13 protein-coding genes are annotated in these 14953 nt (G+C 65.0%); 7 read left to right on the top strand and 6 right to left on the bottom strand.

Annotated elements, in window-relative coordinates; all coding sequences use genetic code 11:
- Nucleotides 1–257: 257 nt before the first annotated feature.
- Nucleotides 258–2285, bottom strand: a complete 2028-nt coding sequence (locus tag ACVOLQ_RS21170; protein WP_481529212.1) for a sodium-translocating pyrophosphatase — start codon at nucleotides 2283–2285, stop codon at nucleotides 258–260.
- A gap of 242 nt (nucleotides 2286–2527) precedes the next feature.
- Here ACVOLQ_RS21170 and ACVOLQ_RS21165 point away from each other — a divergent pair, with 242 nt between their 5' ends.
- Nucleotides 2528–3034, top strand: a complete 507-nt coding sequence (locus ACVOLQ_RS21165) for a hypothetical protein (RefSeq protein ID WP_313173516.1) — start codon at nucleotides 2528–2530, stop codon at nucleotides 3032–3034.
- Nucleotides 3035–3082: 48 nt separating this feature from the next.
- On the opposite strand, the gene ACVOLQ_RS21160 is transcribed toward ACVOLQ_RS21165, so the two are convergent.
- From ACVOLQ_RS21160 to ACVOLQ_RS21150, 3 genes are all read right to left on the bottom strand, one after another.
- The gene (locus ACVOLQ_RS21160) at nucleotides 3083–3658 is read right to left on the bottom strand and encodes a DUF2846 domain-containing protein (RefSeq protein ID WP_481529211.1); all 576 of its coding nucleotides are present in this window, start codon (nucleotides 3656–3658) and stop codon (nucleotides 3083–3085) included.
- Nucleotides 3659–3662: 4 nt separating this feature from the next.
- Nucleotides 3663–4328: a hypothetical protein gene (locus ACVOLQ_RS21155; RefSeq protein WP_481529210.1), complete on the bottom strand. Its 666-nt coding sequence runs from the start codon at nucleotides 4326–4328 to the stop codon at nucleotides 3663–3665.
- Between the two features lie 692 nt (nucleotides 4329–5020).
- The gene (locus tag ACVOLQ_RS21150) at nucleotides 5021–6277 is read right to left on the bottom strand and encodes a 6-phosphofructokinase (protein WP_313493901.1); all 1257 of its coding nucleotides are present in this window, start codon (nucleotides 6275–6277) and stop codon (nucleotides 5021–5023) included.
- Between the two features lie 141 nt (nucleotides 6278–6418).
- On the opposite strand from ACVOLQ_RS21150, the gene ACVOLQ_RS21145 reads away from it, so the two are divergent.
- The 3 genes from ACVOLQ_RS21145 (at nucleotide 6419) to ACVOLQ_RS21135 (ending at nucleotide 9512) form a co-directional block, all read left to right on the top strand.
- Nucleotides 6419–6982 carry an adenylate kinase gene (locus tag ACVOLQ_RS21145; RefSeq protein WP_313401961.1) on the top strand — a complete coding sequence of 188 codons (564 nt, stop codon included), beginning with the start codon at nucleotides 6419–6421 and terminating at the stop codon, nucleotides 6980–6982.
- A gap of 327 nt (nucleotides 6983–7309) precedes the next feature.
- Entirely contained in the window at nucleotides 7310–8788 is a 1479-nt protein-coding gene (mpl, locus tag ACVOLQ_RS21140) for a UDP-N-acetylmuramate:L-alanyl-gamma-D-glutamyl-meso-diaminopimelate ligase (RefSeq protein WP_481529209.1), read from the top strand.
- Between the two features lie 115 nt (nucleotides 8789–8903).
- The gene (locus ACVOLQ_RS21135) at nucleotides 8904–9512 is read left to right on the top strand and encodes an LON peptidase substrate-binding domain-containing protein (protein ID WP_481529208.1); all 609 of its coding nucleotides are present in this window, start codon (nucleotides 8904–8906) and stop codon (nucleotides 9510–9512) included.
- Nucleotides 9513–9690: 178 nt separating this feature from the next.
- Here ACVOLQ_RS21135 and ACVOLQ_RS21130 read toward each other — a convergent pair whose 3' ends face one another.
- Nucleotides 9691–11694, bottom strand: coding sequence for a bifunctional DedA family/phosphatase PAP2 family protein (locus tag ACVOLQ_RS21130; protein WP_481529207.1), 2004 nt, complete (start codon nucleotides 11692–11694; stop codon nucleotides 9691–9693).
- Between the two features lie 126 nt (nucleotides 11695–11820).
- Here ACVOLQ_RS21130 and ACVOLQ_RS21125 point away from each other — a divergent pair, with 126 nt between their 5' ends.
- A complete protein-coding gene (locus ACVOLQ_RS21125; protein WP_313173508.1) occupies nucleotides 11821–12483 on the top strand; it encodes a protein kinase family protein in 663 nt (220 codons plus the stop codon).
- Entirely contained in the window at nucleotides 12480–13022 is a 543-nt protein-coding gene (locus ACVOLQ_RS21120) for a DUF2867 domain-containing protein (protein WP_481529206.1), read from the top strand. The genes ACVOLQ_RS21125 and ACVOLQ_RS21120 overlap by 4 nt, the downstream gene beginning before the upstream one ends.
- A 54-nt stretch (nucleotides 13023–13076) precedes the next feature.
- Here the strand turns inward: ACVOLQ_RS21120 and ACVOLQ_RS21115 are convergent, their stop codons facing one another.
- Complete coding sequence (locus ACVOLQ_RS21115) at nucleotides 13077–13751, bottom strand: hypothetical protein (protein WP_481529205.1); 675 nt, start codon at nucleotides 13749–13751, stop codon at nucleotides 13077–13079.
- Between the two features lie 142 nt (nucleotides 13752–13893).
- Here ACVOLQ_RS21115 and ACVOLQ_RS21110 point away from each other — a divergent pair, with 142 nt between their 5' ends.
- Nucleotides 13894–14709 carry an SDR family oxidoreductase gene (locus ACVOLQ_RS21110; RefSeq protein WP_481529204.1) on the top strand — a complete coding sequence of 272 codons (816 nt, stop codon included), beginning with the start codon at nucleotides 13894–13896 and terminating at the stop codon, nucleotides 14707–14709.
- Nucleotides 14710–14953 lie beyond the last annotated feature (244 nt).

Raw genomic sequence — 14953 nt, 5'->3', positions numbered from 1 at the left:
GGGTGGGGTGTGGTCGTCGTCTTACCCTCCCCGCCTCCCCCCCTCCCCCCGGCGCCCCCCCCCCCCCCGCCGCGGCGGGGGGGGGGGGGTGGGGGGGGGGCCCCCCCCGCTTCCCGCGGTCAGCTTCAACTACAGCAGCGGCGCCTACAGCTGCGCCACGATGTTGATGATCGTGCTCTGCGCCTGCGGCACCCGATCCCGTCTCCTTCCCCCGCGAGCGAGGGAAGGGCGAAGGTGCCATGCGCAGTCGGCTTCGATCAGAGCAATGGCACCAGCAACAATGCCACGATGTTGATGATTTTTATGAGGGGGTTGATCGCCGGCCCGGCCGTGTCCTTGTACGGATCGCCCACGGTATCGCCAGTCACCGCCGCCTTGTGCGCTTCGCTGCCCTTGCCGCCGAAGTGACCGTCCTCGATGTATTTCTTGGCGTTGTCCCAGGCACCGCCACCGGTGGTCATCGAGATCGCCACGAACAGGCCGGTGACGATGGTGCCGATCAACAGGCCACCCAGCGCCTTTGGCCCGAGCAGCAGGCCAACCACCACCGGTACTGCGACCGGCAGCAATGACGGCACGATCATTTCCTTGATCGCCGAGCGCGTGAGCATGTCCACCGCCTTGTGGTACTGCGGCTTGGCGGTGCCCTGCATGATGCCGGGGATCTCGCGGAACTGGCGGCGTACTTCCTCCACCACCGCGCCGGCCGCGCGGCCTACCGCTTCCATTGCCATCGCGCCGAACAGGTAGGGGATCAAGCCGCCGATCAGCAGGCCGATGATCACCGTGTGGTCGGACAGATCGAAGGCAAAGGCCTCGCCGGGATGTGCTACCTGCAGGTTGTGCGTGTAGTCGGCGAACAGCACCAGTGCTGCCAATGCCGCCGAACCGATCGCATAGCCCTTGGTCACCGCCTTGGTGGTGTTGCCCACTGCATCCAGCGGATCGGTGATGTCGCGGATGTCCGACGGCAGCTCGGCCATCTCGGCGATGCCGCCGGCGTTGTCGGTGATCGGGCCGTAGGCATCCAGCGCGACGATCATGCCGGCCATCGACAGCATCGCAGTTGCAGCGATGGCGATGCCGTACAGGCCGCCGAAGTGGAACGCCGACCAGATCGCCACACACACTGCGATAACCGGCAGTGCGGTGGATTTCATCGACACGCCGAGGCCGGCGATGATGTTGGTGCCGTGGCCGGTGGTCGATGCCTGCGCCACATGCTGCACCGGCTTGTACTGGGTGCCGGTGTAGTACTCGGTGATCCACACGATGAGGCCGGTCAACACCAGGCCGATCAAGGCGCAGATGTAAAGATTGGTGGCGCCGTGGCTGGAATCGGCCATCAGTTGCGTGGTGACCGGCCAGAAGGCGATGGCGGCCAGCACGCCAGAGACGATCACGCCCTTGTACAGCGCGCCCATGATCGAGCCGCCGGCTTTCACCTTGACGAAGAACGCACCGATGATCGAGGCGATGATCGACACGCCGCCCAGCACCAGGGGGTACAGCACCGCGTTGCGGCCGACTTCGGCCATCATCATGCCGCCGAGCAGCATGGTGGCGATCACCGTTACCGCGTAGGTCTCGAACAGGTCGGCAGCCATGCCGGCGCAGTCACCAACGTTGTCACCGACGTTGTCGGCGATCACCGCCGGGTTGCGCGGGTCGTCTTCGGGAATGCCGGCTTCGACCTTGCCGACCAGATCGGCGCCGACGTCCGCACCCTTGGTGAAGATGCCGCCGCCCAGTCGCGCGAAGATCGATATCAGCGAGCTGCCAAATGCCAACCCAACCAGCGCATGCAGGTTGTCGGCCTGGCTCAGGCCCATGCGCTGCAGCACCAGGTAGTAGCCCGCCACGCCAAGCAGGCCCAGCCCGACCACCAGCATGCCGGTGATCGCACCGCCGCGGAACGCCACATCCATGGCCGCGCTCATGCCGTTGCGGGCGGCCTCGGCGGTGCGCACGTTGGCACGCACCGACACGTTCATGCCGATATAGCCGGCAGCACCGGACAGCACCGCGCCAATGGCGAAACCGATCGCCGTGTACCAGCTGAGGAAGACACCGACCAGCACGAACAACACCACGCCGACGATGGCGATGGTCAGGTATTGGCGGTTGAGATAGGCGCGCGCACCTTCCTGGATGGCGGCGGCGATTTCCTGCATGCGGGCATTGCCGGCAGGTTGGCGTAGGACCCATTGGGCCGAGATGATGCCGTAGACGATGGCGACAGCGGCGCAGACAAGCGAAAGCACAAGACCGTACTGTTCGAGCATGACCCCTCCAGCGTTGGTGGATGCCATCCAGCTGTGGATGAAGCGGGGACACGCCGGGTAGATCGAAGCACTGGAACAGACCCGGGCCGCGTGCGGCTGTGGTACGTGTCGCTGTGTTCAAACACTCTGAGGCGGCCTGAGTATGACTGCCAGCTGTCTCCACCGCCAGCAGGCGGCGTTCTTGCCCGGCGGTTCAGGCAGACGCTGGCAACGTCGGCAGCTTGCCGATAGGGAACACCATGATGAAAGTCGCCTTCCACTTGATCCTGCTTGCCGCGCTGCCACTGCCGCTGTTCGCGGCCAACGCCAAGCCCGAGATCGAACGGCCAGCAGCCAGCCCACAGGCCGTTGCTGCGCTGCACACCGTGCGACAGATTCCTGAAGCCTGCACCCGCATCGAAGGGCGTTTCACTGGCGATGCCGCCGCTCCCTATGACATGCAGTTGGTGCGGATCAGCGCGCAATGTCAGGCGCGCGCTGCTTTCCTTGATTCAACCAAGGTGACGCCCAGCGAAGCCAGCGGTTGGAAACTCAACGAAGTCGTGCGCATCCCCTCGGCAAGCTGCAACACGCAGCAGGCCTTGATCGAGGTGTGGCGAAAACCGGCCGGCCAACAGGTGGCACTGGACGGGCAGGGTCAGAACCGGGTGTACCTGGAAGATGCCAAGACGCAGGCGGCGGCAGGGCGCCTGGCCGCATTGCCAGCGTATTCGGCCGTCCTGAGAATGGAAGGAGCAAGCTGTCGCTGAGCGCGACAGGTCACTGCAGGGCGCAGCATTGCGCCCATGCCATGCTGCTTACTCGCGCAGTGTGAGTTTGTCTGCCATGCCGTCGAAGGTGCTCTGGTCGGATGGCGACAGGTTGGGGCGGCCTGCGAACACACCCATGGTGATGGTTCCCTGCACGAAATAGGTCTCACCCTCTTCCACCTCAATCGTCAACACGTCCTTGGCCTCGGAGTGGACGGTGTACTCATGGGTGCCGGGCTCGGCAAGGTGGATGAAGTAATTGCCGCTGCGCAGCTTGCCCAGTTCCTGCTGACCCTCGCGGACCTTGAAGCCGATCGCGCCGCCAGTGAATTTTGAGGGACGGAAGAACACGATTTGTGCCTTGTCGGCGGGTGCGGCTGCAACCAGACCGCTGCGGGCGGGGGATTCAGCTGCGGCAGGACTGTCAGCGACCGCTGCAGGCGCGGTTTGCGCCGTATCACCGGCTGTCGCGGTATCGGCTGCTTCTGCTTCCTCCGGCGCACTGGCGGACGCTTCCTGTGGGGAGATGGTGGCATCGGTGGGTGCCTGCACTTGCTGTGCGAAAGCACCAAGCGGTATCAGCAAGCTTGCAGACAGTGCCATCGCGCACGAACGTAGGCGCATCGAACTATTCCTTGGATTGGGCCGGGGTTTCCGGCGGGGGTGGGACAACAGGGCCTGCAACGGCAGTGCTGCCGTTGCCGGAGTCGACGGCCGGATCAGGATGGCTTGTGGTGTCCGGCTCGGCGGCAGGAGTTGCGCTGGTTACAGGTGTTGCCGCGGCCTTGGTTCTGGCGATGCCGCGCGTGCCTGCGGGAATCTCGATTTCCCGGCCTCGGATGAACATCGCAAAGGGCCCCGCTGCGATTGATACGCCAAGCGCCATGCCAGTGTTGTCATCACCGGCGGCACCGAGACTGAAACCGCGCAGCAGCAGTTGGCCCTGCGATGTTTCCAATGTGCGTGCGGCAATCAGCAGTTCACCGGGGGCGCCGCCGCCACGCGCCGCTGCGGCGTGGACGATTTGACCGGTTCCACGGATGCCGCGCGGGAGGCGTTCAACGCCATCCAGCAGCAGTGGCTCGACCAGCGTGATGGCGAATACGTCGCCGCGCTTATTGGTGGAGGATGCCAGGGGTTCGGCGATTTCAATAATGACGGGCGTGCCGGCAGGAATCATGGCAAGCGTGTCAGCTGCCGGTGCAGGTGCGGTTTCGACAGCGCTTGCAAGCGCGTGTGAGTCCAGCCCCTGATTGGCTGCGTTGCTGGATGCCGCATGCAGTGCCAGCGCCATGGCGACGCAGCGGAACAGAAGTGATGACACGTGGATAGGCCCCCTGCCTGAACAGGCGATGCTAGCCGCACCGACACGGATTTGGAATGTGTCAGCCAGGGCATCCCGACGGCAGCGGGAGAGGAGCGCCACTTGTTGTGACGGGTTGATGCCGGGTTGGTTTACCTTGCGGCGGCTGCCTTGTCCTGCTGTGCCAGATGCTGACCAACGCGGTAACCCGCGCCGGCCAATATGCAGACGACGAGGAAGCCAAGCATCCCGATCATTATCTTGCGGAACATGCTGCACCGCCTGGGTGGGAACCTTGGCCGAAGGATGCGCCGCCATTCCGCGCGACACACCTGTCTGAAGTCATGGCAGTACCTGCCCTGTAGAGCCGAGCCATGCTCGGCTGAGGCGTTACCAGGAAATCGTCCCCTGTAGAGCCGAGCCATGCTCGGCTGAGGCGTTATCAGGAAATCATCCCCTGTAGAGCCGAGCCATGCTCGGCTGAGGCGTTACCGGGAAATCGTCCCCTGTAGAGCCGAGCCATGCTCGGCTGAGGCGTTACCGGGAAATCGTCCCCTGTAGAGCCGAGCCATGCTCGGCTGAGGCGTTACCAGGAAATCATCCCCTGTAGAGCCGAGCCATGCTCGGCTGAGGCGTTACCGGTGGAACCTCTGCCGAGCTGGGGTGGGCACTACATTGCCTGCTCAGGCTTCCCAGCTCGGGAGCTTCCTGGCTACGGCGATGTTCTTCAACGTCACGTACTTGGGCAGGCCATCGCGGCCATACGGCAGCGGCGCTTCGCCACGGATCAGCGGCTGCAGGTAGCGGCGCGCTTTTTCGGTGATGCCGAAGCCATCCTTGCGGATGAAGCCGGCCGGCATCTTCTTCTCGTGGTTGGCTACCTTGGACAACGGCGCGGCTTCGATCTTCCAGCGGTACGGTACGTCGGAGCTGCGCACGATCACCGGCATCACCGAGTTCTGTCCCTTCAGCGCGAACTGCACCGCTGCCTTGCCCACCGCCTGCGCCTGTTCCCAGTCGGTCCTGGAGGCAATGTGGCGGGCCGAGCGTTGCAGGTAGTCGGGCAAGGTCCAGTGCACCTTGTAGCCGAGCTCGGCCTTGACCTTGCCGGCCAGGTAGGAGGCCACGCCGCCGAGCTGGGTGTGGCCGAAGGAATCCTTGACCCCGCCGGCATCGGCGACGAACTGGCCGTCGGCGGTATGGATGCCCTCGCTGGCCACCACGACGCAGAAACCGACCTTCTCAACGACTTGCTTCACCTTGGCCAGGAACACCGGCTCGTCATAGGCACGCTCCGGCAACAGGATGATCTGCGGCGCGTCATCGGGGTTCTCGCCAGCCAGTCCTGCAGCTGCGGCCAGCCAACCGGCATGGCGGCCCATCGCTTCGTAGATGAAGACGCGAGTCGAGGTTTCGGCCATCGCGGCCACATCCAGCGCCGCCTCGCGCACCGAAATGGCGGTGTACTTGGCCGCCGAGCCGAAGCCAGGGCAGGTATCGGTGACCGCCAGATCGTTGTCGATGGTCTTGGGTACGCCCACGCAGGTCAGCGGGTAGCCGAACTCCTTGGCCAGCTGTGAGACCTTCAGCGCAGTGTCGGCCGAGTCATTGCCACCGTTGTAGAGGAACCAGCGCACGTCATGCGCCTTGAACACCTCCAGCAGGCGCTCGTACTTGGCGCGGTCGGCCTCGAGCGACTTGAGCTTGTAGCGGCACGAGCCGAACGCGCCGCCCGGGGTGTGGGCCAGTGCGGCGATGTTGGCGGCCGACTCCTTCGAGGTGTCGATCAGCTCCTCGCGGAGGGCGCCGAGGATGCCGTTGCGTGCAGCCAACACCTTGATTTTCTTCGATCTTGCCTCGCTGATGACGGCCGAGGCGGTGGCATTGATGACGGCGGTGACGCCGCCGGACTGGGCATATAGCAAGGTGCCTTTGGACATGGGCAATACTCTCCAGAGCGGGGGACATTCCGGGACATTGGCCGGATGCGGTAAGCTGCACATATTGCGGTGCAGCGTGAATCGGCCCATGAGTCTAACGCCGCTGTCCGTCCCGTTACCTCAAACATATGGGAGTCAGGAATGCGATTGGTTCTGTTGGGACCGCCCGGTTCGGGCAAGGGCACGCAGGCGACGAGCCTGAAGGAACAACTGCAGGTTCCGCACATTTCCACCGGTGACCTGCTGCGCGCCGAAGTGGCTGCCGGCACCGAGCTGGGCAAGCAGGCCAAGGCGGTGATGGATGCCGGCAACCTGGTGTCCGACGACATCCTGCTGGGCATGCTGGAGTCGCGCCTGTCCCAGGCCGATACCGCCAAGGGTTTCATCCTGGACGGTTACCCGCGCAATGTGGCCCAGGCCAATGCACTGGGTGAACTGCTGGCCAAGCTGAACCAGCCGCTGGATGCCATCGTGCAGCTGGACGTGCCGACCGAACTGCTGGTCGAGCGCATCGCCGGCCGCGCCAAGGAGCAGGGCCGCGCCGACGACAACCCGGAATCGGTGCGCCAGCGCCTGCAGGTCTACAACGATTCCACCGCGCCGGTGATCGATTTCTACGCCGCCAAGGGCACCCTGGCCCGCGTCGATGGCGTTGGCGCGCTGGACGAAGTGCTGGCCCGCATCCTGGCGGCGATCAAGCGCTGAGGATGTCCGGCTGTGGCGGGTGACCGCCACGGCCGTCTGCGTGTCAGCGAAGGCCGCCGCGCATACGGAAACGCCCGGATCCATGCACTGGATCCGGGCGTTTCGCTTATAAAAGCCAGCTAAGGGCGTGCTCACGGCCCCATCAGCATGAGCTCCCTGGGGATGGCCTCTTGGGGAGTAGGACCTGAGGGATACTGAGGCTGGCGTCACGTATTTTCAGTGTGAATGTCGTGTGACGGTATCGGGGAATCCCCTACATGTGATTAGGGGTACAGCTGGGAGTTGCTCCGGATACCCCTGGATCGACGCATCGGCGACAATCGGTGGATGAGCAAGATCCATATTCTCGGCATTGCCGGCACTTTCATGGGCGGTGTGGCCGCCTTGGCCCGCGAACTCGGTCATCAGGTCGAGGGCAGCGATCAGGCGGTCTATCCGCCGATGTCCACGCAATTGGAAACCTTGGGTATCCGCCTGTCGCAGGGCTACCTGCCATCCAATATCAGTGCGGATTGCGACGAAGTAGTGGTGGGCAACGCGCTTTCGCGTGGCAATGCTGCGGTCGAGGCTGTGCTCGATTCAGGCCGTCGCTATACCTCCGGGGCGCAATGGCTGTCCGAACGGGTGCTGCCCGGTCGTGACACGCTGGCTGTGGCGGGTACCCACGGCAAGACCACCACCACCACCATCCTGTCCTATCTGTTGCAGGCCGCAGGACGTGAGCCGGGCTTCCTGATCGGCGGCGTGGCCGAGGATTTCGGGGTGTCGGCGCGATTGGGACGGTCGCTGGTCGAGGTTGCGGGCAAGGTCTTACCCTCATCCGCCCCTGCGGGGCAGCTTCCCCCGGCGGGGGAAGGGGAGGACGCGTCGATCCTTTCGGATCGATCAGGTTCAAGTCGACCGCTTTTTGTGGTGGAAGCTGACGAGTACGACACCGCGTTCTTCGACAAGCGCAGCAAGTTCGTCCATTACCGTCCGCTGGTCGCCATCCTCAACAACCTGGAATTCGATCACGCCGACATCTTCCCGGACGTGGCCGCGATCCAGCGTCAGTTCCATCACCTGGTGCGCACCGTACCGGGCCGTGGCCGCCTGATCGTCAATGGTGAGGACACCTATCTGGCCGAAGTGCTGGCGATGGGGTGTTGGACGCCGGTCGAACGGTTTGGATTTGATCCGGCGCTGGAATGGAGCGCGCGCCTGATCCAGCAGGACGGCAGCGCTTTCGCGGTACTGCATCGCGGTGTTGAAGTGGCAACGGTGGAATGGTCGCTGCTGGGTCGGCACAACGTGCTCAATGGTCTGGCCGCGCTGGCAGCCGCGCATGCGGTGGGCGTGGATCCGGCACAGGTTGCGCCGGCCCTGGCGGGTTTCCACAGCGTCAAGCGGCGCATGGAGGTCATCGGACAGGCGCAGGGCATCACCATCTACGACGATTTCGCCCATCACCCGACAGCGATCCACACCACGCTGGAAGGGCTGCGCGCCAAGGTGGGTGAGGCACGCATCGTGGTGGCGATGGAGCCACGCAGCAATTCGATGCGCCTGGGCGCACATTCGCAGGCGCTGGCGCCGTCGTTGGACATTGCCGATGCGGTGGTGTTCCTGGCGCGCCCGGAACTGCCGTGGGATGCCGCCAGGGTGATCGATGCCGTACGTGGGGATGCGCAATCCGTATCCGATACGGACGCATTGCTGAGCGAGCTCGGCAATGTCACACGTGCTGGCGACCACGTGGTGTTCATGTCCAACGGCGGCTTTGATGGCGCACCGCGACGTTTCCTGGCGCAACTGCAGGGCAGTTGATGAGGCAGGCCGGGTTGCATGCAACCCGGCGCTGCAGCGGCGGCTGCGGCAGGCGATGAATGGTCGCTTCGATGCGGTGGAGTACCATCAGGGCGTCTGCTGAAACGTTACCCGGATGATGCAATTGCTCAGTCTTGCCCTGTTTCCCCTGCACGCGGTGTTGCTGCCCGGTGCGACCTTGAGCCTGCGTGTATTTGAACCGCGCTATCTGGACCTGGTGCGCGAATGTGGGCGCAGCGGCAGCAGTTTCGGCGTGTGCCTGATCCTGGAGGGTGAAGAAGTGGGTGCGCCGGCGATCCCTGCTGCATGGGGGGTGGAGGCAATGGTCGAGGATTTCGATGTCGGTGCGGACGGCATCCTGGTGTTGCGACTGCGCGGTGCGCGGCGCTTCCATGTGAGTGCAAGCCACGTGCGTGACAACGGCCTGGTGATGGCCGACGTGGAGTGGTGCGAGCGCGACAGTGATGACGAACTGCAGCCCGAGCACGGTTTGCTGGGCACGGTGCTGGAGCACATCATCGAACAGATTGGTGGCGAGTACACGACTGCCGGTCCGGCGCAGCTGGATCAGGCGGCGTGGGTGGGCTGGCGCCTGGCCGAACTATTGCCGCTGCGTGAAACGCAGCGGTTGCAGCTGCTGCAGGAGAACGATCCGCAGCGGCGCCTGGATCGTTTGCTGGAGTGGATCCCCGAGTTGGACGTGCCGATCGAGGGCGATCTGTAGCCGAGTTGCAGGAGCGGCGTGAGCGGCGAGGTATTGCCAGCCATGCGGCGGACGCCGCTCCCAGAGTGCGAGCGGGCAACGCGGTCCGCGGTCGTAGTGCCGAGCATGGCTCGGCACCACCGCACTGACGTGTCGCGGGGAACGCCCCTCTTGCCGAGCATGGCTCGGCACTACGTTGTCATGGTGTTGGTTCGGTGCGGATCATCAACAACGGCAAGCCAGTTTCCGGCTGCACCTGTTGCTGGGTTTCAACGCCATCCAGCGACTGCTTGAGTGCATCCAGCGCGGGGTCTACCCCACGCAGCGGCCGCCACATTCCGAACAATTTGAGGTGGCGCTGGTAACGCAGGGTCTGTGCGCTGCCCAGCCAGACCGGAGCCTGTCCCGGCTGCAGACGGGCCGAAGAGGGCCATAGCCGCAGGGCGTAGACCTCATCCGGGCGTTCGCCGGGGCGCAGCATCAGCAGTGCCTCGACATTGGTGTCCAGCGTTGCCGGCAATACCGGTACCTGCTGCGGCGTGGCCTTCATGTCCAGCATCATCAGCGCCTGCTGCCAGCCCGCCTGTGGTTGCCGGATCCAGCCATTGCGCTCGAGCCGCTGCTGCAGGGCGGGCAGCGGCCCGGCCACCTGCACGTCCAGCGGCCAACGCTGGTCATCATCGAAATCATTGCGGCGTGCCGGCAGCTCGCGCCAACCCGCTTGCCACCAATGCGAGGCGTCCATCTGCACGATGCTGGCAGCCGCAGGTTCAAACTTGGCCAGTTTGGCCGGCACGTTGCGCGGGGCATACCAGAGCCCGGCAATCACGAACACGCCATAGAACAGCCAGGCTACCGGCTTGACCCAGAACGAACGGTTGAAGCGGCGCCGATAGGCCACGCCCAGCACCAACAGCCAGAACACGCCGAACAACATGCCGCCGATCACGTCGCTGAGCCAGTGCGCGCCCAGATAGATGCGGGCAAAGCCGATCACGGTGACCACCGCGCCAGACAGCAGGTACGGCCAGACGCGGGTACGTCCTGGCAGTTCACGGCCGATCAGCACGGCGAAGAAGCCAAAGGTGATGGTCGCCATGGTCACTGCCACCGACGGGAAACCAAACCCGCTGCTCGCGGCCGGCGGCCGCACCACATCGACGGTGGCGCCCAGCAGCTTGGTCAGGGCCAGGCCGAAAGCCAGCGCCGCCAACCAATGGAAGACCGCCATCCAGCGCCGCCGCCAGGCCAGGTAGCCCATGCCCGCGGCAATCGCCGGCAACAGCACCTGCCAATCGCCCAGCGAGGCCAGCGCCGCCATTGGATAGTCCGCCAGCGGGTTGCGCAGGGCCAGCATCAGCCGGTGCACCGCCAGGTCCAGCGCCAGCGGCTCGCCATGTCCCACCACCACCATCAGCAGCGCGAACCAGCCCCAACCCAGCACCAGCAGCATCAGCGCCAGCATCGCCAGCGGCACCGATTCGCGACGCTTGGGGTCGAACAGGTCGCTCAGCGAATGGCCGATGAAATGCGGGTGGCGGTGTGACCAGGCCAGCAGCCGGGCCAGCCATCCGTCCATGCGTGCCGCCGACCAGCGGTAGCTGTACAGCACGATGGCCCAGACCAGTCCCAGCAAGGTGCCGAGCAGGGCAATCACCAGGAACAGGCGCCCGGCCACCGCCGCCACGGCGTCATAGGCCTGGCCCAGCGCCCAGCCGGGTAGCAGGAACAGGATCGCCCAAGACAGGCAGGCCAGGCCGCTGGCCTTGAGATAGCTGCTGAAGCGCATGTTGGCCATGCCGGCGATTGCTGGCACGAAGGGCCGGATGGCGCCTACGTAGCGGGCGATCAGGATGCTCTTGAAGGCATTGCGGCGGAACATGAACTCGCCACGGTCGAGCAGTTGCGGGTAGCGGCTGAACGGCCAGACGCCGCGCAGGCGGTCACCCCAGCGGCGGCCCACCCAATAGCTCAAGCCGTCGCCGGCGAAGGCGCCCAAGGTTGCACATATCACCGCATAGGGGCCGGACAGCTCGCCCATGCCGATCAATACACCTACCGCGATCATCAGCGGCAGGGCCGGCACGATGGCGCCAAGGATGATCACGGCATCGCAGAAGGCAATGGCGAAGATCGCCAGGCCAGCAAGGACGGGATGGGCGGCGATCCACGCAAGCGTGGCGTCGATCCAGGAAGAATTCATCGGCCGATTATAAAGGGAAGCCCGAGTCAGACCGATGGCAGCGGTGGAGGTTCAGTGGAATGTGCGGTGGCCTGTTCACCTGCGATGCCGTTCGGTGAATGCCAGCGTGGCGACTAGACTATTGTGATGACTGAATCCTCACCGGCTACCGTTGCCGCGCTCAAAGCAGACAGCTTCGGGCGCATCCTGCTGATGGAAGGCCCCAACGGACGCTTCGTGCGCCGAGACCTCGGGGCGACGCCCTGGTGGCTGCGATTGCCTGCGTGGTGGCTGGCGCGGCGCGAAGCGCGCGCGCTGGCCAAGCTTGCCGGCATGGAGGCGACGCCGCGGTTGCTGGCCTGGGATGGGCGTTGGCTGGACCGCAGCTTCATGGAGGGCGCGGCCATGTACCAGCGCCCGCCGCATGGCGACGTGGGCTATTTCCGCGCGGCGCGGCGCCTGCTGCAACGCGTGCACCGCCACGGCATCGCCCACAACGACCTGGCCAAGGAGGCCAATTGGCTGGTACGCGAGGATGGTTCACCGGCGCTGATCGACTTCCAGCTGGCCGTGTGCGGCAACCCGCGTTCGCGCTGGATGCGGCTGTTGGCGCGCGAGGACCTGCGTCACCTGCTCAAGCACAAGCGCATGTACTGCCGCCAGGCATTGACCCCGGTGGAGCTGCGCCTGCTAAAACGGCACTCATGGATACGCGAGCTTTGGTTTGCGACAGGCAAGCCGGTCTATCGTTTTGTCACCCGTCGCATCCTGCACTGGGAAGACAACGAGGGGCAGGGACCCAAGCCTTGAACCGTATTGGGCGTGCATGCGAGGTCGAGATAGGTGCCGCAGCGATGCTGCACCCGCTGTTGCCCGGCAGCCATTTCGCCCATGCGGCCGAGGTGCGTTTGCAGCGCCGGCCGGACAGTGCGGTGCAGGCCTATCTGGATATCGCCCGGCAGGTGCCGGCCTGGTTCGAGGGCCTGATGTGGCTGCGCAATGCCGGAATGCGCCTGCTGGGAATGAAGCACCTGGGCGCGATCCGCAGCGTGCCGGTGCAGGCACCGGAAGGACTGGCGGTTGGCGACAGGCTCGGGATATTCACTGTGCGGGCGTTGACGGGCGATGGCGTGGTACTGGGCGACAGCGACCGTCACCTGCGCGTCGAACTGTCAGTAGAGCTTGGCCCCGGGCACGACGGCTGCCAGCTGCAGGTGAGCACCGTGGTTCACCTGCACCGGCCGTTTGGGCGGCTGTACATGTTGCCGGTAGCACCCGTGCACCGGCGCATCGTGCGGCAGCTGCTGGAGCGCTATGCGCGGCGCATGGCTGCGCCCGGGCGGCATTGAGCTTCACTGCCTGTGCCGAGCGCAAGTGCTTGCCCTGCGACAACGGGCGCTTTCTCAGCGTAGCTCGAGCAGTTGCTTGCCTTTGAAGCCGCGCTTGCCATCAAAGTCGTAGCCGATGGTCACATGGCCATCATCGGCGCAGGCATGGCAGCTGCGCAGCGGTGTGGTGTAGCGCAGGCGCACACCGCCGTCTGGCAAGGCCTGGGTGCCGGCGGCCATTGCCGGCGCGAACGGGCCAGAGTCGGGATGCTTGCTGGAGAAGGCTTTGTAGGCGTCCGAGCCGCGTGCCGTGTCATCCAGCACTTCCTCGTCCACATCGATGGCCAGGCCATTGGCATCCACCAGCCAGGTGCCCTGGTTGGTATTGGCGCGGAACGGGAATTCCAGCGTGGCCACGCCGACGCCTTTGACGTCCTGCCATGCGGTCACATAGCCCGGCTTGCCCTGCGCGGACAAGGTGCTGGCAGCCGCCAGTGCGACAGGTGACGCGCCGGCGGTGCGCATTACCTGCAACAGGCAGTTGTCGGCGGCGGTGTCGGTGCGGCAGGCCTCAATCGATCCCGTCCATACGGCGGTGGGGCCGATGCGGGTGGCTTGTTCGCCCAGGCCGGTGGTCTGCGCGGTGACATCCTTGGTCGCCGACGCAACTTCGGCAGCGGGGTGTGGCTTCTGGCATGCCGCAAGGCTCAGGGCGAGCAGCAGCGGAGCAGCGAGGTGCAGTGTCTTCATCGGGAATCCTTGCGCGATAGTGCACAAGTATCGGCAAACCATATGAACCCTGAGTGTCGCGCCTCAGGAAAGCGGCGGGACTGTGCGTGGGTGCTGGTATCTGCATAATGCGGACAGCTTTCTTACCGGTTCCGGAGTGCGCATGAGCAGCTTGCAAGGCAAGACCCTTTTCATTACCGGCGCCTCGCGCGGCATCGGCCTGGCCATCGCCCTGCGCGCCGCGCGCGATGGTGCCAACGTCGCCATCGCCGCCAAGTCGGCGGTCGCCAATCCCAAGCTGCCGGGCACCATCCATACCGCGGCCGAGGCGGTTAATGCCGCGGGTGGGCAGGGCTTGGCGCTGAAGTGCGACATCCGTGAAGAAGACCAGGTCAATGCTGCAGTAGCTGCAACCGTGGACACCTTTGGCGGCATCGACATCCTGGTCAACAACGCCTCGGCGATCTGGCTGCGTGGCACCTTGGACACGCCGATGAAACGTTTCGACCTGATGCAGCAGGTCAACTCACGCGGCAGCTTCCTGTGCGCGCAGGCCTGCCTGCCGCACCTGCTGCAGGCCCCCAACCCGCACATCCTGACGTTGGCGCCGCCGCCCAGCCTCGATCCGAAATGGTGGGGCCCGCATACCGGCTACACCCTGGCCAAGATGGGCATGAGCTTCGTCACCCTGGGCCTGGCGGCAGAGTTCGGCCGCAAGGGCGTGGCGGTCAATGCCTTGTGGCCGCGCACGGTGATCGCCACCGACGCGATCAACATGATTCCTGGCGTGGACGTGGGTGGTTGCCGCAAGCCGGAAATCATGGCGGATGCCGCCCATGCGGTGCTGACGCGGCCGGCGGCCGGGTTCAGCGGGCAGTTCCTGTTGGATGACGAGGTGCTGGCTGAGGCTGGCATCACCGATTTGTCGGGTTATGCGGTGGACCCGTCGCGTCCGTTGATGCCGGATCTGTTTCTCTGACTGCCTTCCCCCTTGCGCGCAACGCGCAAGGGGAGCCCCGTAGTGCCGAGCCATGCTCGGCAGCGGTAACCGGTAGGGCCCAACTGTAGTGCCGTGCCATGCTCGGCAAGGGGCTTCACCGGTACGGCTTCACCTGTAGTGGGGGGGGGGGGGGCGCAAGGAACCGCGAAAAGGGGGAGGAGAATGACACGCACAGGCGGGTCGCGCGCCCAAAACGAAAAGAGAAGCGGAGGCGGTAGAAGGT

It is taken from the genome of Stenotrophomonas sp. STEN031, assembly GCF_056759975.1.
The sequence above is the reverse complement of the archived record's forward strand: the minus strand, read 5'-3'. Positions and strand labels throughout refer to the sequence as shown.